This is a genomic window from Paenibacillus jepli (genome assembly GCF_047238105.1).
Taxonomy (GTDB): domain Bacteria; phylum Bacillota; class Bacilli; order Paenibacillales; family Paenibacillaceae; genus Paenibacillus_D.
This window is the reverse complement of the sequence record NZ_JBDFMD010000001.1, coordinates 2144778-2163226: the sequence shown is the minus strand read 5'-3', so window position 1 is coordinate 2163226 and position 18449 is coordinate 2144778. Positions and strand designations below refer to the sequence as shown.

General features: G+C 61.0%; 13 protein-coding genes. All 13 read left to right on the top strand.

The window, feature by feature from the left end:
- Positions 1-135 precede the first annotated feature (135 nt).
- Positions 136-1227: a pentapeptide repeat-containing protein gene (locus ABC336_RS09640; RefSeq protein ID WP_413238463.1), complete on the top strand. Its 1092-nt coding sequence runs from the start codon at positions 136-138 to the stop codon at positions 1225-1227.
- Between the two features lie 447 nt (positions 1228-1674).
- Positions 1675-2106, top strand: a complete 432-nt coding sequence (locus ABC336_RS09635; RefSeq protein ID WP_413238462.1) for an N-acetyltransferase — start codon at positions 1675-1677, stop codon at positions 2104-2106.
- A 184-nt stretch (positions 2107-2290) separates the two neighbouring features.
- The gene (locus tag ABC336_RS09630) at positions 2291-3457 is read left to right on the top strand and encodes an MFS transporter (RefSeq protein ID WP_413238461.1); all 1167 of its coding nucleotides are present in this window, start codon (positions 2291-2293) and stop codon (positions 3455-3457) included.
- A gap of 403 nt (positions 3458-3860) precedes the next feature.
- Entirely contained in the window at positions 3861-4829 is a 969-nt protein-coding gene (locus tag ABC336_RS09625; protein ID WP_413238460.1) for an ABC transporter permease, read from the top strand.
- Positions 4830-4845: 16 nt separating this feature from the next.
- On the top strand, positions 4846-5718 hold the full coding sequence (locus ABC336_RS09620; protein WP_413238459.1) for a carbohydrate ABC transporter permease: 873 nt from the start codon (positions 4846-4848) through the stop codon (positions 5716-5718).
- 95 nt (positions 5719-5813) lie between these two features.
- The gene (locus ABC336_RS09615; RefSeq protein WP_413238458.1) at positions 5814-7397 is read left to right on the top strand and encodes an extracellular solute-binding protein; all 1584 of its coding nucleotides are present in this window, start codon (positions 5814-5816) and stop codon (positions 7395-7397) included.
- A gap of 50 nt (positions 7398-7447) precedes the next feature.
- On the top strand, positions 7448-9829 hold the full coding sequence (locus ABC336_RS09610; protein WP_413238457.1) for a helix-turn-helix domain-containing protein: 2382 nt from the start codon (positions 7448-7450) through the stop codon (positions 9827-9829).
- Positions 9813-12014, top strand: coding sequence for an SUMF1/EgtB/PvdO family nonheme iron enzyme (locus tag ABC336_RS09605; RefSeq protein WP_413242477.1), 2202 nt, complete (start codon positions 9813-9815; stop codon positions 12012-12014). Before ABC336_RS09610 ends, ABC336_RS09605 begins: the two co-directional genes overlap by 17 nt.
- A 42-nt stretch (positions 12015-12056) precedes the next feature.
- A complete protein-coding gene (locus ABC336_RS09600; protein ID WP_413238456.1) occupies positions 12057-12956 on the top strand; it encodes a dihydrodipicolinate synthase family protein in 900 nt (299 codons plus the stop codon).
- Between the two features lie 333 nt (positions 12957-13289).
- Complete coding sequence (locus ABC336_RS09595) at positions 13290-15971, top strand: DEAD/DEAH box helicase family protein (protein WP_413238455.1); 2682 nt, start codon at positions 13290-13292, stop codon at positions 15969-15971.
- Between the two features lie 110 nt (positions 15972-16081).
- Positions 16082-16846 carry an IclR family transcriptional regulator gene (locus ABC336_RS09590; protein ID WP_413238454.1) on the top strand — a complete coding sequence of 255 codons (765 nt, stop codon included), beginning with the start codon at positions 16082-16084 and terminating at the stop codon, positions 16844-16846.
- Between the two features lie 111 nt (positions 16847-16957).
- The gene (locus ABC336_RS09585; RefSeq protein ID WP_413238453.1) at positions 16958-17512 is read left to right on the top strand and encodes a hypothetical protein; all 555 of its coding nucleotides are present in this window, start codon (positions 16958-16960) and stop codon (positions 17510-17512) included.
- Positions 17513-17607: 95 nt separating this feature from the next.
- On the top strand, positions 17608-18417 hold the full coding sequence (locus ABC336_RS09580; RefSeq protein ID WP_413238452.1) for a helix-turn-helix domain-containing protein: 810 nt from the start codon (positions 17608-17610) through the stop codon (positions 18415-18417).
- Positions 18418-18449: the final 32 nt, after the last annotated feature.

Sequence of the window (18449 nt, the reverse complement as noted above, 5' to 3'; positions counted from 1 at the left end):
AGCAGCCGGATCCACGCTGCCGTACCCAGGACACTTCCAAGCGAACGGTGTGCAGGTAAAGCCAGAACAAGCACGACCGCCTCCATACCGGATGACCGGTGTGGAGGCGGTTGGGTTGTGGGAAGGAGAAGAAGAATGGACGTTACGAGGGGAGAGGACTATAGAGAGCGGCTGCGCGGCGATTGTGAACGTTGCTTCGGGCTGTGCTGCATTGCGCTGCCGTTTGCGAAATCGGCGGATTTTGCGATGGACAAAGCTTCCGGCTCGCCCTGCAAGAACCTGCGTGCCGACCATCGCTGCGGGATCCATACCGAGCTTCGAGAGCGCGGGTTTCGGGGGTGTACGGTGTACGATTGCTATGGCGCAGGACAGCAGCTCTCGCAGGTGACCTACGCTGGCAGCGCTCCGCTGGCGCACCCGGAACAGGCAGCGCAGATGTATGAGCTGCTGCCGGTGATGCAGCAGCTGCATGAGATGCTGCTGTATCTGGAGGAGGCGCTGAGGCAGCCTGCGGCGGCTGAGCTCGAGGGTCAGCTGCGCGAGGCGTTGACTACAGTGGAGGCGCTGACGCAGCTGCCGGCGGAGGAGCTGCTGACGCTGGACATTCCCGCGCACCGCGCAGTCGTCGGCGGGCTGCTGCTCGGTGTAAGCGAGCGGGTGCGCGCCGCTGCGCCGCGCGATGCAGGGGCGAGCGGCGGCTCCCGGGACGCTGGGGAAAGCGGCAGAGCCGGCAGCGGGCACGTAGCCGCAGAAGGACGAGAGACTGCCGGGCCAGGCAGTGTCGGGAAGCGCGCCGAAGATGGCCCTCCAGTTGAGAGAGTAACGGAAGGCCGTGACGAGGGCAGTGCGAACAGGCACCGACAAGCGCACCAGTCCGGCGGCGACAGCGGCGGAGCTGCGAAGGGCCGGCCGCGCGGGCAGCAGAAACGTCGCAGCCAGCGGCGACAGGAACCGAGCCGGCGGACCGGTGATTACATCGGCGCTGACCTGCGTGGTGCAGATCTGCGCGGTGCCAGCCTGCGGGGCGCGCTGATGATCGCAGCCGACCTGCGGGACGCCGATCTGCGGGCGGCCGATCTGATCGGCGCGGATCTGCGCGACGCCGACCTGCGGGGGGCGGACCTGACGGGAAGCATCTTCCTGACGCGGATGCAGGTCCGCTCCGCCAAGGGCGACGCCCGCACGCGTCTGCCCGCAGGGCTGGAGCGCCCCGCGCATTGGAGCTGAACGCAGACGGCTAACATTTTCCGGGGGCCGCTTAGTCGGGTGCCCGGAGAAGACGGTATTCTTCGCCATATTGGATGGAGCAAGCCTGGAAACGATGTCGAAGTGCTGCCAGGGCGGCGCATCGTAACCAACTTTATTGCACACAGGGGACTTTAGATAGTGCATTCAACTGCAAAGACCCTTTTTGCCGCTGCAGTGACGAAATCGCTGGTCCCCCTTGGGCCGCGTTCTAGCTGAAGCACTTCGGCGTTGTGTGCCTCCGGGGGGTTAAACCGAAACGGGAGCAGCAGATCTAAAAGTTAGCACTACAGGAGCGCCAGACGCCGAGGCAGGGCGCCTTGCGCATCCTGGGGCTGTCCGTCAGCCCCGCAGGGGGTTGCCAAACGCGGAACGATCCGATATTGTTGGATGATAACCGTTCACTACGACGCTCGGAGGAATCAGATCATGCGCATCAGACCGGTCCTGCCGGCCGATATCCCCCGGCTCGTCGAGCTCTGGGAGCTCTGCTCGCAAGCCGCCCATGCTTTCATCCCGGCCTCATATTGGCACAGTCAACGAGAGGCGATGGCAGAGCAGTATCTGCCCGCAGCAGAGACTTATGTGCTGGAGCTGGATGGCGTGCCCGCCGGCTTCATCTCTCTGGTGGATAGTCGGGTTGCGGCGTTGTTCGTCGATCAGGCCAGCCAAGGGAAAGGCCTGGGCAAAGCCTTGCTGCGCCACGCAATGACGCTGCGCCCCAAGCTGGATCTGCAGGTGTACCAGAAAAACGAAGCGGCGGTAAACTTCTATACAACTCAGGGCTTTGCCGTTGTCGAAGAATGCACCGACCCCCATACCGGCGAGGAAGAATACGTCATGGCGTGGGAGCATTCTTAAACCCGGCCACACAACAATGCTAATCCTGTTCCGTATGCAGGAAGCCCCGCCAGTCGATCCGACCGGCGGGGCTTGCGTATCTTGACCGGGCGACGGACCGGAGCCCTCGTCGGCCTGGCTAATCCTACACCGGGTCAATCATTGACCCCATACATCGTTCAGTCCTGAAAGGAAATCAACACTCATGCCAATACTTCTGTTTGTCATTGCCATCATCCTCGCCTCGCTCAATATGCGTCCTGTCATCACGTCCGTGCCTCCGCTGCTCGGCGAATTCCAGAGCGAGCTGGGGATGAGTGCACTGGCTGTCAGCTTGCTTACCTCTCTCCCCGTGCTCTGCATGGGGGTGTTCGCGCCGCTCGCCGTCACGCTTGGGCGCCGGATCGGCGTGGAGCGGGCGATCCTCGGAGCGATGGTGCTGATCGGCTCCGCGACGGCGATCCGGGCCTTCACTACGGCAGCGCCGCTGTTCATCCTCACGGCGTTCCTGTCCGGCATCGGCATCGGCATCGCCGGGCCGCTGCTCTCGGGCTTCATCCGCCAGCGGTTCGCCAACGGCTCGCTGCTCATCAGCGTCTACTCGGCCTCGCTCGTCCTGGGCGCTGCGCTGGCCGCAGGCTTCTCGGTGCCGCTCTACGAATGGCTCGGCGGCTCCTGGCAGCACGCGCTGGCGAGCTGGGGACTGCTCGCGGCAGCGGCAGTGCTCTGCTGGGGCTTGGTCGCCGCGAAGCCTGCCCCGCGTGCGCCGGACTCGGCAGGCTACCGGCTGCCCCTGGGAGACAAGAAGGCATGGCTCCTGACCCTCATGTTCGGGCTGATGGCCAGTATCTTCTACTCGATGACAGCCTGGCTGTCGCCGATCGCCGAGTCGATGGGGTATACCAAGCAAGAAGGTGGTATGATCCTGACCGTCTTTACCCTGATCCAGCTGCCGATGAGCTTCCTGATCGGCTGGCTCGTCGCCAAATATCAGCGGCTGGCGATGTGGCTGGTGCTGTGCAGCATCAGCGAGCTGATCGGACTGGCGATCCTGCTCGCTGCCGGCTCGCCCCTGATCGGGGGGCTGCTGATCGGGATCGGCGCCGGCGGATTGTTCCCGCTCGCACTCCTGCTGCCGTTTATCGTCACCCGGCGCCCTGAGGAAGTCAGCTCGTGGTCAGCGCTCAATCAGGGCGGCGGCTACATGCTGGGTGCCGTCGGGCCGCTGCTGGTCGGCCGTGCCGTCGACTGGACCGGCAATTATCAGCTGGCGCTGTACGGACTTGTCGCCGCAGTGCTCGTCATGATGACGCTGCAGATCGTCGTCGGCAGCAGCCTGCAGGCGAAGATCGCCATCAAACCCGGCGATTGAAGCTGCGAGGAGCGAGCAGGTCCGGTGCGCTGGGCGTTTCGATATTTCGACTGCATCGAAGCTGGCAATACGCAGTTTTGGGACCGGGAAAATATTCTTACTGAAACAGTGTGTCCAAACCCCATGAGGGAAGGACGCACTGTTTTTTTGTCATGCAACCGGCCGCTAACCGGACTTGTGGCGAAGTGGCGAGTGCAGCATCGGTAGGGGACGAGAGCAGTCTGCCGTAGACAAACGCATCAAGCGGAGAGATGCATCATCTGCAGCCAGGGGGAGAGATGCATCACCGCTGTCCCTTACTGCGAATAGGCAGACAAGGTCCCCGCATCATACGATGAAGTCACAATAACAGTCTGTTGAAAATGAAGTCCTTTCAATAGCCTGCAAAAGGAGGTAGATGCCCATGCCCGAAGCTTCGGCTGCGAGCGGCAGGCTGCAGCAGCCTGTGGCCAAGAAGTCCCAGACCGGCTGGCGTGAGGTGTGGCGACGGCTCAAACAAAGCCGGTATTACTATGTAATGTTTCTGATCCCGTTTTTGTTTTTCGTTATTTTCTGCTACGTGCCGATGTTCGGCATCATCATTGCCTTCAAAAATTACAATGTGTTCGACGGCATCGCCGGCAGCCCTTGGGTCGGACTCCAGCACTTTAAGAACTTTCTGTCCGATCCTTACTTCTTTGTATTGATCCGCAACACGATGCTGATCAGCGTCTACCAGATCATCTTTGCCTTCCCGGCGCCGATCATCCTGGCGCTGCTGCTCAACGAGCTGCGTCATGTCCTGTTCAAGCGGTTCGTGCAGACGGTCAGTTACTTGCCGCACTTTCTGTCTACGGTCGTCGTGGCCGGGATGATCGTCAACTTTGGATCCTTTGAAGGGCTGATCAATCAGTTCCTGGGCTTGTTCGGAGTAGAGCCGATCCATTTCCTGATGATGCCGGAGTGGTTCCGAACCATCTATATTACCTCGGAAATATGGCAGGGCATCGGCTGGGGCTCGATTATCTATCTGGCTGCGCTGTCCGGCATCGACAGCCAGCTCTATGAGGCGGCGAAGATCGACGGGGCGGGCCGCTGGCGGCAGATGTGGCATGTGACGCTGCCCGGCATCGCGCCGACCATCATTATCATGCTGCTGTTCAGCATCGGGGCGATCATGGCGGTCTCGTTCGAGAAGGTGCTGCTGCTCTCCAACGGCTCCAACTTTGAGACCTCCGATGTCATCGCGACCTATGTCTACAGGCGGGGGCTCGTCTCCAGCGACTTCAGCTATGCGACTGCGGTTGGATTGTTCAATTCTGTCGTGGCGCTCATCTTCCTGACGACGGCCAACTATCTCAGCCGCAAATACAGCGAAACCAGTCTATGGTAGCAGAAAGGAGTCCGCTATGAGGACAAGTGTGGGCAGCCGGATATTTGATACGGCCAATGTCGTCTTCCTGTTGGCCCTCGTATTCGTCACCTTCTACCCGATCTATTATATCTTCATCGTCTCGGTTAGCGGCGGCAATGCCGTCATGCGCGGCGATGTATCATTCTGGCCGGTCGATTTGAACTGGCAGACTTACCTTCTGGTGTTCGAGGACCCCTCCATCGGGCGGTCTTACTTCAATACGATTCTGTATACGACGGTCGGCACGGCCATCAATCTGATCTGCACGACGCTGTGCGCATATCCGCTCTCCAAGCGGGATTTCTACGGGCGCGGCTTTTTCACCCTGATGATCGTATTTACGATGTTTTTCAGCGGCGGCCTCATCCCGTCCTATCTGCTCGTGCAGAACCTTGGCATGATGAATACGATGTGGGCGCTTGTCATCCCCGGCGCCATCAGCGTCTGGAACATGATCATCATGCGGACGTTTTTCCAGAACATTCCCCACGAGCTGTATGAATCGGCGGCGCTGGACGGGGCTTCGGAATTAACGTCACTGGTGCGAATCACGCTGCCGCTGTCCAAGCCGGTGATGGCGACGATGGCCATGTTCTATGCGGTGGGCCACTGGAACAGCTTCTTCCCGGCGATGATCTATCTCGATGAGAAGGCCAAGTTCCCGCTGCAGATCATCCTGCGCAACATGGTCGTGATGGGCGAGATGTCGAGCCAGTCGCAGGAGATCAGCGGTGTCTTCGCCAGCGTCACGGCGACGAATATCAAGTATGCGGTCATCATTATTGCCGTCGCGCCGATCCTGCTGATCTATCCGTTTATACAAAAGTACTTCGTCAAAGGCGTCATGGTAGGCTCCCTCAAGGGATAACCAGCGGTTGTTCAGCCTGTTTCCAGCAGTCATCCAGTTGACCGGCAGGCAGGCTCGAATAATAATAAGACTAAGAAGACAGGGGCGATCAATCAATGGCAAAACGAATGGGTTACTGGGTAACGCTAGGCCTCGTATTCACACTGCTGTTCTCAGCGTGCAGCGGCGGAGGTTCAGGAAATGGGCCGGGCAGCAATGCGGGAGGCGATGCGGGAGGCAATGGGACACAGACTCCGAGCGCTTCGACGGAGACGGAAGGCCAACCGCAGATTACGGTGCGCATGATGCGCGGGGAGAATCCGTCGCAGGTGATCAAGACCGACACACCTGTGCTGCAGGAGATTGCGCGTCAGACGGGGGTCACGATCAACCTGGAGCCGGTGCCGGGCAGCAACTATCTGGATAAGAAGCGGGCGCTGCTGGCAACGAACAACATTCCCGATATTATGGGCGTGGAAGCGAGTGAAGTGGCGGAGTTTGCAGGTACGGGCATGTTCGTGGCCATCTCGGACTACCTGGATCAGATGCCTAACCTGCAGGCGGCGATCGAGGAGAATCCGGAGATCAACAAACTGTTTATCGACGGCAAGCTCTACTCTCTGCCGATTACGGAGAAGTTCAAAATCCAGGGCGGCAAGACGCTGCTGATGCGGATGGATATCCTGGAGGAGCTGGGACTGGATGCGCCGACGACATTTGAGGAGCTGTACGAGGTGCTGGCAGCGATGAAGCAGGCGTATCCCGACTCTTACCCTTGGACGACGCGCGGGATGTCTTTCATGGATGCGTTCTCATTCGGCATGGGCAGCGGCTACGGCATGACGCTTGATCCCGACTCGGACAAGTATTTTTACGGGACCAACAAGCCCGAGTTCAAGGAAGTGCTCTCTTACCTGAATCGGCTGTACAGCGAGCGGCTGCTTGACCCGGATTTTGCGGTCAACACCAAGCAGAATTGGGATGAGAAGCTGAGTACGGGGCGTTCCTTTTTCTACTATGACAATAACCAGTTCGCGGTCAACTATAATACGATTCTCCAGGAGAGCAATCCGGAGGCCCGCTTCGACCGGCTGCCGTATCTGGAGAATGCTCAGGGCCAAACCCGGGGCTGGCTGTATCCCAAAGGCTGGCTGATCGACAACTATGTCATCAGCTCCAAGACTAAAAATCCTGAAGCACTGATCAAAATGTTCGACTGGATGTACGGCGAGGAAGGCACGACGGTCACGAACTATGGCGTCGAGGGCGAAACGTATGAGGTCGTGAACGGGCAGCCGGAGATCAAACCGGAAATACTGGAACAATACGTCACTGCTTCGGATCCGGCACGCGTCATGATGTCGGAGATCGGAGGCGGTCTGCTGGCACTGGCTGTACGCGTCGACGAAGGGCCTACCCGGCAGATGGCGCCGCCGGATCTTGTCCGCTGGGGCGAAGAGCTGGTAGCCGATCCGGGGGCAATTATCGTGCCGGGTCTGGCGCCCGCCTTCACGGATGAAGAGAATGACCGCATCAAGGACTATACCACCCGGATCTCCGTCCTGGAGCAGGATGTGGTGAAGTTCATCATCGGCACCAAATCCCTTGATGAGTTCGATGCGTGGGCGGGCGAGCTGACAGCGGCCGGAGCCGAGGAGATGGAGCAGATCTACAACGACGCTTATAACCGTACCAAATAAGTCGCTTTTGGTCACGAAGGGATAAACACGAATTGAAGGAGGACTTGAAGATGACGAAGTGGCTCGCTTTGCTGAGAGTAAACAAGTTGTTCTTCAAGATCCTCCTCTATTTTTTGTCGCTGCTGGTGCTGGTTATCGTCATCGGTGTGTTCTCGTATACCAACTATGTCAAAGAGTTCAAACGCGATTACCATGACAAGCTGACGATGAACCTGCAGTCCTCTGCAGATGCGATCGACGGTTATCTGCAGATGATCCACGAATCGGGCGTCGGCTTCTTTGGCGATCCGGTGGTGAAGCGACTGCTCAAGCCCCGGTCCAGCTATACGGAAGATGATCTGGCGGAGTTGTATCTGCTGCCGCAGAGCGTGGGGCGGACGCGTTACAGCTTGAACCGATTTATCGACGAAGTGTTTGTCTACGCAGATGACAGCCATGTGTATACGGCAAGCGGGCTTAACGCGTTCGATTCCTTCTTCGGCAAGTTCTATCGCTATTTCGACTATGATGCTGCTTATTGGACCAGTCGTCTGGAGAGCCGTTCCTCTATCGAAATCCTATACCCCGCTACCGTGGACAACTCTTTCGGCACGAAGCGGGTCATCTCGTTCATTGCAACCAACCGCGACGGCGCGCATCCGGCCGTTCTCGTAGCGACGATACGGGAGCGGACGCTGCTAAGGACGATGGAGGTCATCCTCGAGCCGGGCGTGACCCGGGTCCTGGTCGTGGACAGTCAAGGCGAGATCGTGCTGGGCTCGGATTCGTCTTTTGCATCGTTTGAGGCGCTGCAGCAGATCCGGGGAGGGGAGGCCGAGACGCTGGTAGAGCCGAGGACTGCGGCTGCGGAGGTGTCGCTAACCGGGCAATCATTTACTGTCTCCTCGGTGACGAGCGGACTATACGGGTGGACGTTCTATGCGCTGACGCCAGTGGATGAGTTTCGCCGCCAGGCATCGGGCATGCTCGATCTGATCGTCGGCATCTGCGTGCTGCTGGTCGTGATCGGCGGGCTGTTCTCCTTCATCTTCTCCTTCCGCATCTACAATCCGATCCGCAAGCTGGGCGAGGTGCTGGCCCAGGAGCAGAGCGGTCTGAACTGGGGCAAAGAAAGCCAGGCGCATGCCGGTGACCTGCAGCAGATCGGCAGCGGCATTCATGAGCTGATCTCCTACCGGCTGCGGTATCAGCATGAACTGCACACGCTCACCCAGGAATACCTCGATCAGTCGCTGCTGCGGCTCATGCACGGGATTGACCAGCGCCAGGATCAGAACGAGGAGCTGCTGCGGACGATGCGGCAGCGGCTGGCTTTTGACCAGTCCGGATTTGTGTGCATGATCGTGTCTGTGGAGTTCCTGACGCCGTTCTATCAGGACATCCAGGACGTCGACCGGATCGTCATTCAGAGCAAGCTGAAGAAGATTATGGACGGGCTGCTGCGCGATTTTATTACGGTGTATGTCCTCGAGTCCCGCAAAAATACGTTTTTGTGCGTCGTCAATGCAGAGGACGGGACGATTCGCGAAGCCATCGGCCAGGGATTGGAGCGGCTGGTGCAGACCTTTATCCATGATTGGGCCTACTGCCGCATCCATGTTGGGGTTGGCAAGTTTCATGACCACGTACAGGGCATTACGAGATCCTACCGCGAGGCGGTTGCGGCCCTGCATGCGATTGAAGATAATGAGCCGTTTACTGTCCGGTATGCCGAGGATCTGGGGAGCGCCGGCGCTCAGCACTACTCGTTTGCCGATGAGAACCGCCTGCTCAATCTGCTGAAGGTGGGCGACAAGGAAGGGCTGGAGGAGATGGCGGATGAGCTGCTGGAGATGTCGGAAAAGCGGAGCGCGCCCTACCGGGTACGGACGCGGTTGCTTGCTGAGATGTACCAGACGGCGATGCGCTATGCCCGTGAACGTGGAATGGATGCGGAGTCCCTGCTCTCGGATGAGGAGCACGGCCGGATGACGGGTCCGCTGGAGCGGCCGGAGGATTTCCGGCAGAGCCGGGCGCTGCTGGTACGCCTGTTCCACGCTATCGCAGATCGCGAGGCCGACAACCACCGCCCGCCAGGCAAGTCGACAGAGCTGGCACAGCTGATCAAACAATATGTGGAGTCGCACTTCACCTCCGATCTGTACCTTGAATCCATCGCCGAACAGATGGGCGTCTCGATGAAATACGCCTCGCGCGTATTTAAGGGCAAGTACGATATGAATCTGACCGACTATATCAGCTTTCTGCGGATCGGCAAGGCGAAGGAGCTGCTCGCAGGCGAGCAGACCATTGCCGAGGTGTCGGAGCAGTGCGGATTTTTTAACCGGACGACCTTCCTCCGGACCTTCAAGCGTCTGGAGGGTGTGTCGCCCAATGATTATCGCAAGCTGATACGAAAGGATGAGCGACGTGACAATGCAGCATCTTCCTGATGGAAGAGAGTATATCAACGCGATTGGCATGCAGCTGGTGCGCATCGAGCCGGGCACCTACCAGCGGGGCAGCGACAGCGGCGACCTCGACGAGCAGCCTGTGCATCAGGTGCGGATCAGCCAGCCGTTCTATATGGGCAAGTATCAGGTGACTAACAAGGAATATGAGCGCTTCGATCCGCGGCATCGCGAGCTGCGGGGCAAGCTGGGCTTCTCCTGCAGCGATGACGAAGCGGTCGTCTTCGTCAGCTGGCACGAGGCTGTGGCCTACTGCCGCTGGCTGTCGGAGCGCGACGGCCGGCCCTACCGGCTGCCTACGGAAGCCGAGTGGGAATACGCCTGCCGGGCTGGATCGGAGACGGCGTATGCGATGGGCGAGGAGTTCCCCCGCAGCCAGTACCGGAACCAGCAGCACAGCTGGTATCCCGACCCGGTCAAGACGAAGCGGGAGTTCGAGGTGGTGCCGCTGACGGTGGGCGAGTTCCCGCCCAACGACTGGGGCCTGCACGATATGCACGGCAATGTCGAGGAGTGGTGCCAGGACTGGTACGGCCCCTACGTGGAAGGGGAGCAGACAGATCCTGTGGGCAGGGTGGATGGGGACTTCCGCGTGACACGGGGCGGCAGTCATTCGACCGATCCGCGCTATCTGCGCTCCGCCGAGCGGATGGCGACGTTGCCGGAGGACAAGCATTGGCTGATCGGCTTCCGCGTTGTATTGGCAGAGCCGGTGGCGACGGAGCCGCTGCCGCTAGCTGAGCCCTATCCCTATCAGCTGGGAGTTTCGCAGACGGTGCCCTGGGAGCAGAAGCATACGCCGGCGGGAGTGGGAGAAGGCGGAGCTCCGGGCACGGATGCGCCTGGGTCCAACAGATCCGGAGCGGCAAAGGTGATGGGCGCTGGCCCGGCGGAAGAAGGGGCGTCTCGTGCGGGAGCGGGGGGACAAGCGCGAGTGACGGATGCTGGAGCTGGTGCGGAAGAGCAGGGTTCTCAGACGGGGCAGCGCGAAGCGTTCGGCGGAGGGGATGCCTGCCCCGGCGGGCAAGGAGCGCTCGCGCGCTTGACCGATGCGTCATATTTTGCCCGGCCCCGGGTCTATGTCAAGCTGACGCCGACCGAGCGCGGGCCGTTCTTCCGTCACAATCACTCGCCTTATGTGGCTGAGACGCCCAATGGCGATCTCCTCGCCGTCTGGTTTACAACCAATGAGGAGAGCGGGCGCGAGATGAAGCTGGTGGCGAGCCGGCTGCGCCATGGCCATGAAGAGTGGGATGAGGCGTCGCTGTTCTGGGACGCGCCGGACCGCAATATGACGGCGGGCGCGCTCTGGCTCGATGAGCAGGGCAAGCTGCTGCATATTACCGGACTGGGTGCGGCAGGCACATGGGGCACGCTGGTGCAGGTGCTGCGGACCTCGGAGGACAACGGCGTCACCTGGAGCAAAGGCCGCATCCTCTACCCCGAGCACGGCGTGCGGACGATGCCGATCCCCTCGCTGTTCCGGATGAACGATGGCACGCTGGTGTTCTCCTGCGATGCAGAGACGGGCAGCACGGGCGGCAGCACCGTGTGGCTCAGTGAGGACGACGGCGATTCCTGGTTTGACAGTGGCGGCTTGATCCGCGGGATCCACGCGCCGGTCGCGGAGATTGCCGGGGGCCGGCTGCTGGCCTATGGCCGCGGCGATGAGGTGCATGGCCGGATGGCGCGGAGCATCTCTCCGGACCGGGGCAAGAGCTGGGTGTACAGCGAGAGTGAGTTTGATCCGATCGGGATGGGGCAGCGCGCCGTCATGCGGCGGTTGCAGGAAGGCGTGCTTTTCCTGGCGTCATTTGCAGACGGCATGGAGATCCGCGACCGCGACGGCGAGCTGCGTCCGGTGTATGGGCTGTTCGCCGCAGTCTCGCTCGATGACGGGGAGACGTGGCCCTACAAGCGGCTGGTGACCACTGATGAGGATGGCGGCAAGTGGGACGGCGGCGCCTGGACCGGCGAGTTCCGGATGGATCGCTCGCATGCCGAGCCCAAGGGATATCTGGCGATGGTGCAGGCGAAGAACGGGCTCATCCATCTGCTCAGCAGCCGCATCCATTACTGCTTCAACCTCGAGTGGGTGATGGCGCTGTCGCCGGGGCTTGGTGGAGAGGGCGCAGAGCCGGAAGCAGCAGATGCGGGGAAGAGCTAAGCCGATGAGTAGCTTGTGCGGAACACATGGGAGGGTGAAGTGATGAAGAAGCTGTACGGTGTGACGACAGCGATGGTGACGCCGTTTGATGCGCAGGGCGCGGTGGATCTGGGCAAGGTAGAGGCGCTCACCGAGTTCCTGATCAGCAAGGGTGTGCATGGCCTGTTCCCGCTGGGGACAACGGGCGAGATGATACGGCTCTCGGAGGAGGAGCGGATGGCAGTTGCAGAAACTGTGGTCCGGCAGGCGGCGCGACGGGTCGTCGTCTACATCCATGCGGGCGCGATGACGCAGCCGGAGACGATCCGGCTGGCTCAGCACGCGCATGCCATCGGTGCGGATGGCGTCGGCGTCGTCACGCCGATGTTCCTCGGCGCGAGCGACCGCGAGCTGGAGCAGTACTATGTCACGGTGGCCGGGAGTCTGCCGCAGGACTTCCCCGTCTATCTGTACAATATCCCGCAGTGCTCGGCCAACGACCTGAAAGCCGAGGCGGCAGCGCGCATCGCGGAGCGGTGCGTCAATGTGGTGGGCGTAAAGTACAGCTGGCCGGACTTCCTGCGCACGGACGAATATCTGCGCATTGGCGGCGGACGCTTCGCGGTCATGCAGGGTGCGGACCGCCTGATGCTGCCAGCGCTGGCGCAGGGCTGCGACGGCGTCATCTCGGGCGTCTCGTGCGCGTACCCCGAGCCGTTCGTGGCAGTGTATGACGCCTACAGGCGCGGCGATCTGGAGCAGGCGCGGGCGCTGCAGCGGGTGGCGACCGCCTACTGCGAGGCGCTGCGCAGCGGCAGCAACATGTCGTACTTCAAGGAGGCGCTGCGTCTGCGCGGGGTAGACGTCGGCGTCATGCGGGCGCCGCAACTCGACCTGCAGCCGCTCGAGCTGGAGCAGCTGCAGGCGGAGCTGGCAGCGCTGCCGCCGGTGTCCGCGCTGTAGCGGCTCGACTGGCCGGGAGCGCAGCTGCAAGGGAGAAAAGGTTCGTTACAGCGGCCGGCTTGGCACTGCAGTCCCTTGGTCCGGCGCCATATAAACGGATAGACCTTGGCCCCAAGCGGTGGATCAACCGCTAGCCGGCCAAGGTTTGTTCAAATATAAGGTGCTTTCAAAGCTAGTTTTGCTTTGCAAAATTCTTAGGCGAAGCCGGTTCACCTTGGTCGTTGCCGATGGCAACTGCGGCCTCTGGTCCATGAAGCGGGAGTCATCCTATGGTACAATAAGGAATTAGACAGGGCTCAGCGCCCGCTGCCATCACGTGACCGGGAGGATGCCATGCGACAATTTCCAGACCAGATTACATTCCGCTACCCTTGGCGTTCGTACCAGCAGCGCATCCTGGACGGACTGGATGTCCATCTGCAGAGCCGGCATCTGCATCTCGTGGCACCGCCCGGCTCCGGCAAGACAGTGCTCGGGCTGGAGGTGATGCTCCGCGCCGGCCAACCGACGCTGATCGTGGCGCCTACACTGACCATCAAGCAGCAGTGGGCGGAGCGGTTCACAGAGTTGTTCCTGCAGAGCAATGAGCGGCCGGACTGGCTCTCGACATCCCTGAAGGAGCCGGCGTTTGTGACCGTGACGACGTATCAGGCTCTGCACAGTCTGTATAAAGAGGATTCGGGTGGACCGGAAGAGCAGGACGATCCGGACGAGGAGATGACGGACACTTCAGAGGAAGACGGGGATGACGTTGTCGGCGCCCTGGCAGCGATCCAGGGGATCGGTTTCCGCACGCTAATCCTCGATGAGGCGCATCATCTGCGGGCGGCGTGGTGGCGCAGCACGTTGAGATTCCGCAAGGAGATGGAGCGGCCGACGGTCGTCGCGCTGACGGCGACGCCTCCTTATGATGTACAGCAGCTCGAGTGGCAGCGTTACGTAGAGCTGTGCGGCCCGATCGATGCCGAGATCAGCGTCCCTGAGCTTGTCCGGGAGGGTGAGTTATGCCCGCATCAGGATTATATCTATCTCTCGACTCCGGTCGAAGCCGAAGCCGGGCCGCTGCGCATCTTTCGCTCCGAGGTCTCCCGCCTGCGCGTTGATCTGGTCGCAGACGAGCAGCTGGCGCAGCTGGTGGCAGAGCATCCGTGGATCCGCGAGCCGTCGATGCATGTGGAGCAGATCCTGGATTCACCGGGCTATTACTCCAGTATGGCGATTTATCTGCGCGCCTGCGGCCGCGATGAATGGCAGGGCGCTCTGGATATCCTCGGCCTGAAGGCCGCCCGGATGCCTGCACTGGATGAGGAGTGGCTGGAGGAGCTGCTGACAGGCCTGCTCTATCGCGATGATCAGGTGGACGTCGAATTCCCCGAGCTCCAACAGTTGGCCCGGCGATTAACCCGGCTGGGAGCCGTCGAGCGGCGCAAGGTATATCTGCGCTCGACGCCTACCTTCGACCGGTCGCTCATCCACAGCGTCTCCAAGCTCCACAGCATCGAGCGGATCGTAGCATTCGAAGCAGAGCAATTGGGGGAGCGGCTGCGGATGGTCATTCTCTCGGACTACATTCGCAGAGAGGATCTGCCGAAGGCGGCCGGCGATGAGCAGCCGCTGACCCGCTTGGGCGTGGTGCCGGTGTTCGAGCTGATCCGCCGGCAGCATGGCGGAGAGCTGGAGGCGGCGATCCTGACCGGCTCGCTGGTCGTCCTGCCGGTCTCCGCGCTGGAGCTTGCCCGGACTTGCGCTGCTGGGCTCGGGCTGGAGCTGCACAGCCGGCCGCTCGCTCACGATCCGCGTTTTGCGTCTCTTGCGGTAAGGGACGGCAATCGGTCCCAGATCGTGGCGATGATGACCGAGGTGTTCGCGCGCGGCGGTGTCCGGGTGCTCGTCGGTACGGCGGCTCTGCTCGGGGAAGGTTGGGATGCGCCGAGCATCAATTCGCTCATCCTTGCTTCCTACGTAGGCTCATTTATGCTCTCCAACCAGATGCGGGGGCGGGCGATCCGTACCGAGCGCGGCAATCCTGACAAGGCATCGGCCATCTGGCATCTCGCCTGCGTCGATACCGGGATGCCAGGGGGCGGACAGGACCTGGCATCGCTGGGCCGGCGTTTCCGGTCACTCGTAGGCTTGGCTGTGACCGGGGAGACGATCGAGTCGGGGATCGCCCGCATGGGCATCGACGAGGGTCAGTTCCCGCAGGAGCGGATCTCCCGCATGAACAGGGGGACGCTGGAGCGGGCCGCGGCTCGCGACCGGCTGCGGGAGAAGTGGCTGGCGGCCATCACGCTGGAGGGCGCCATGACCGAGGAATTGCTCATGCCGAAGGAGCGGGCGCCGCGTCCGGTGATCTTCGGCGATACGATCAAGTCGCTGCTGGTCATCGCCGGGACGACCTTCCTGGCCGTGTCCTCCGAACTGCTCTCCGATCAGCGGATCGTACTAGCCGATATGCCGTTCTGGCACAAGCTGCTGCTCGGCGCGGGCATCGGGGCTGTGGCCAGCAGCTACTGGCTGCTGCGTGCGCTGCGGCTGTCGCTGCGCCACCGTTCGATCGAATCCAGCATCGGCCAGGTTGGCTATGCCGTCTATGCAACGCTGTACGAGATGGAACTTCTCACAGAACAGCCGAGTATCCATCGGATCGCGGTGGAGGAGCAAGGCGGCGTCTTCGTCTGTTGGCTCAAGAGCGGTACAACCCAGGAGCAATCGCTGTTCCTGGCCGCCATGCGGCAGGTGCTCGATCCGATCGATAACCCGCGGTATCTGCTGTACCGGGAGTCGAGGGGGCTGTTTGGCGTCAGGCGGGATTACCATGCGCTGCCCGAAGAGGCGGCCCGCCGCAAGGAGCACGCCGAACGTTTCCTTTACTGGTGGCATCGCAAGGTGGGACCTGCGGAGCTCATCTATACGCGGACTGCCGATGGCCGCAGGCTGCTGCTGACGGCACGGGCCCAAGCGATGTCGGCTCACTTTGCGGCAAAGTCCGAGCGAGTCAGCGCCTGGCGCTAGCCGGGGTCCACAGGCGCCGCGAAGCGCTGCGCGTGGACGAAAGCGGGATGCATCTGATAGAATGAGGGCAGGCAACGAAGAGATAATAGTGGAGGAAGGAAGCAAGCCATATGCCGATCATACAAGCGCTCGATCGGGCGCTGCGGATCCTGGATCTGTTCGATGAACAGACCCGGGAGCTCAAGATTACTGAGATCAGTGCCCGGATGCAGTTGCACAAAAGCACGGTGCATTCCCTGCTGCGGACGCTGCAGATGCACGGCTATATCGCCCAGGATGAGCAGAGCGGCAAGTACCGGCTGGGGATGACGCTGGTCGAAAAAGGCCAGCAGATGCTCCAGGGAATGGATTTGCGGGATCTGGCGCGGCCGCATCTGCAGGCGCTTGCGCAAGCGAAGGGGCAGACGACGCATCTGGTTATCCTGGACGGAAGTGAAGGCGTATACATCGACAAGGTGGAGGGCGCCAAGGCGGCCATCCGCTACTCGCGCATCGGGCGGCGGGTGCCGCTGCACAGCAGTGCAGTAGGCAAAGTCTTGGCCGCGTACCAGGGCGAAGCGCAGCTGCAGCGGCTGCTGCAGAGCTACAGCTACATGACTCGCACCGAGCGAACGATCAGCTCAGAGGCGCAGTTCCGGCGCGAGCTGGAGGCGGTGCGCAGCGAAGGGATCGGCTACGACCGTGAAGAGAATGAACCGGGTGTGCGCTGCGCGGCAGCGCCGATCTTCAACCATGCCGGCGGCGTAGCAGCGGCCATGAGCATCTCGACGATGGTCGCCCATGTGGATGATGCGGAGCTCGCCGAGCTGGTAGGACTGCTCCGGCAGGAGGCGGCAGCAATCTCTCGGAAGCTGGGATACCGCGAAGTCATCTGAATTCATCCATACAGGCATCAGACGATAACTGCGTATGCACGGGCTCGGATTTGCAACCTTGCCTTCTCTGTCTCGTCCAATAAGTATTGAGAGTTGGGAGGAGATGGCAGGATGCTGCACAGAGGGGTCCAGCGTTGGTGGATGATCGCGCTGGCGGGGCTGCTTGTCTTTGTATGGCAGCCTGGAGGCGCCAGCGCGCTGGATTGCGCCGTTGATTATAATCCCGAAGAGGCGTATCAGTCATACGACGGCATCGTCCTGGCGAAGGTGGAACGGGCCGGTCCTGCGATCGGATCCGCAGACACCAGGGTGCGGATCATCGTGGAGCGCAGCTTCAAAGGCATTCAGCAGGAGAGGATGCATTTTTGGGAGGATTCGTTCTGGGGTACAGGGAGTGCGCCGAGTGAGAAAGGAAAGCGTTATTTGTTCTTCTTGAACAAGACTGCCGGAGGGTGGAAAAGCCAGCTCTGTTCTCCCTCGATGAACGCGGCTGACGCTGGCAGCATGCTGGCTTATCTGGCCGATTATGAACTGCCCATCACTGAGACGGGAACAGCACGAGATCCCGGCTGGCTGCTCTTCGGCGGGATCGTGCTCGTCGTCGGACTCATGGCAAGCGTGACGTTCCTGATCAGAGGGAGGCGACGCGGCACGTCGCGGCAGTGATTTGTTCAGATCCGGATTCCCATTGCTCGGCGGTTGTGCTATAATAGCCGCAGAGTGCGAACAATTGTTCCTATTGGAATCGGAGAGGTGCAGCCATGGATTTGGGTAAATATGCAGAGGTCGATGCAGCGATTGCTTATATCCACCAGCATTTGTACGAGCCGATCGAGCTGTCTCAGCTTGCGGATCATGTCTCCTATAGCAAGTACCATTTTGCGCGGATATTTAAGGAGCGTACAGGACTGTCGCCGCTCTATTACATCTCTGCGCTGCGCCTCCAGAAGGCCAAGGATCTGCTCCTGACGACCAATCTGACGATCCGCGATATCGGCCTGGAGATCGGACAGCAGAGTGTCGGTACGTTCTCCACCCGTTTCATCGAGCGGGTCGGCATGTCTCCGGCGAGATTCAGGCAGTCAAGGGAGTCGGCCGGGACCACCTTGGGTTCGCTGCAGGCGCTGGAGGATTGGCAGGAGCGGCTCGTGTCGGTGGATCCTGCTGCCAGGCTGACGGGTACGATCCGGACAGAGGCGCCCTTCGAAGGTGTTATCCTGATCGGGCTGTTTCCGCGGCCGATTCCCGAGGGGGTCCCGCTGTACGGCACACTGGTGAACACGAGCAGCTTTTGCTTTACCGGCGTCAAGCCGGGCACGTACTATTTGATGGCAACTACTATATCCTGGGGGACGGGGGCGCTTGACTTGCTGATGCCTCGATCGACCCTCAGGACACGTTCGCGGACGCCGATTGTGGTGCGTCCTGGAGTGCCGTCGCCGCCGCTTGAGATCACGCTGCACCCGCCCCGCCTGGATGATCCGCCGATCTTGATCTCGCTGCCGCTGCTGATGGAGCGTTTTATGAGCCGTATGCATGGTGCCAGCCAGCTTTCAGGGAGACAGCCATGAGAGCAGGAGTCCAGACTGTAAGCGCGGACATT

Excerpts from the sequence above, each read along its gene's own strand:
- ABC336_RS09595 (WP_413238455.1), top strand. The coding sequence starts at position 13,290 with ATGCGACAATTTCCAGACCAGATTACATTCCGCTACCCTTGGCGTTCG.
- ABC336_RS09580 (WP_413238452.1), top strand. The coding sequence starts at position 17,608 with ATGGATTTGGGTAAATATGCAGAGGTCGATGCAGCGATTGCTTATATC.
- ABC336_RS09635 (WP_413238462.1), top strand. The coding sequence starts at position 1,675 with ATGCGCATCAGACCGGTCCTGCCGGCCGATATCCCCCGGCTCGTCGAG.
- ABC336_RS09620 (WP_413238459.1), top strand. The coding sequence starts at position 4,846 with ATGAGGACAAGTGTGGGCAGCCGGATATTTGATACGGCCAATGTCGTC.
- ABC336_RS09630 (WP_413238461.1), top strand. The coding sequence starts at position 2,291 with ATGCCAATACTTCTGTTTGTCATTGCCATCATCCTCGCCTCGCTCAAT.
- ABC336_RS09590 (WP_413238454.1), top strand. The coding sequence starts at position 16,082 with ATGCCGATCATACAAGCGCTCGATCGGGCGCTGCGGATCCTGGATCTG.
- ABC336_RS09600 (WP_413238456.1), top strand. The coding sequence starts at position 12,057 with ATGAAGAAGCTGTACGGTGTGACGACAGCGATGGTGACGCCGTTTGAT.
- ABC336_RS09610 (WP_413238457.1), top strand. The coding sequence starts at position 7,448 with ATGACGAAGTGGCTCGCTTTGCTGAGAGTAAACAAGTTGTTCTTCAAG.
- ABC336_RS09585 (WP_413238453.1), top strand. The coding sequence starts at position 16,958 with ATGCTGCACAGAGGGGTCCAGCGTTGGTGGATGATCGCGCTGGCGGGG.
- ABC336_RS09640 (WP_413238463.1), top strand. The coding sequence starts at position 136 with ATGGACGTTACGAGGGGAGAGGACTATAGAGAGCGGCTGCGCGGCGAT.
- ABC336_RS09625 (WP_413238460.1), top strand. The coding sequence starts at position 3,861 with ATGCCCGAAGCTTCGGCTGCGAGCGGCAGGCTGCAGCAGCCTGTGGCC.
- ABC336_RS09605 (WP_413242477.1), top strand. The coding sequence starts at position 9,813 with ATGCAGCATCTTCCTGATGGAAGAGAGTATATCAACGCGATTGGCATG.
- ABC336_RS09615 (WP_413238458.1), top strand. The coding sequence starts at position 5,814 with ATGGCAAAACGAATGGGTTACTGGGTAACGCTAGGCCTCGTATTCACA.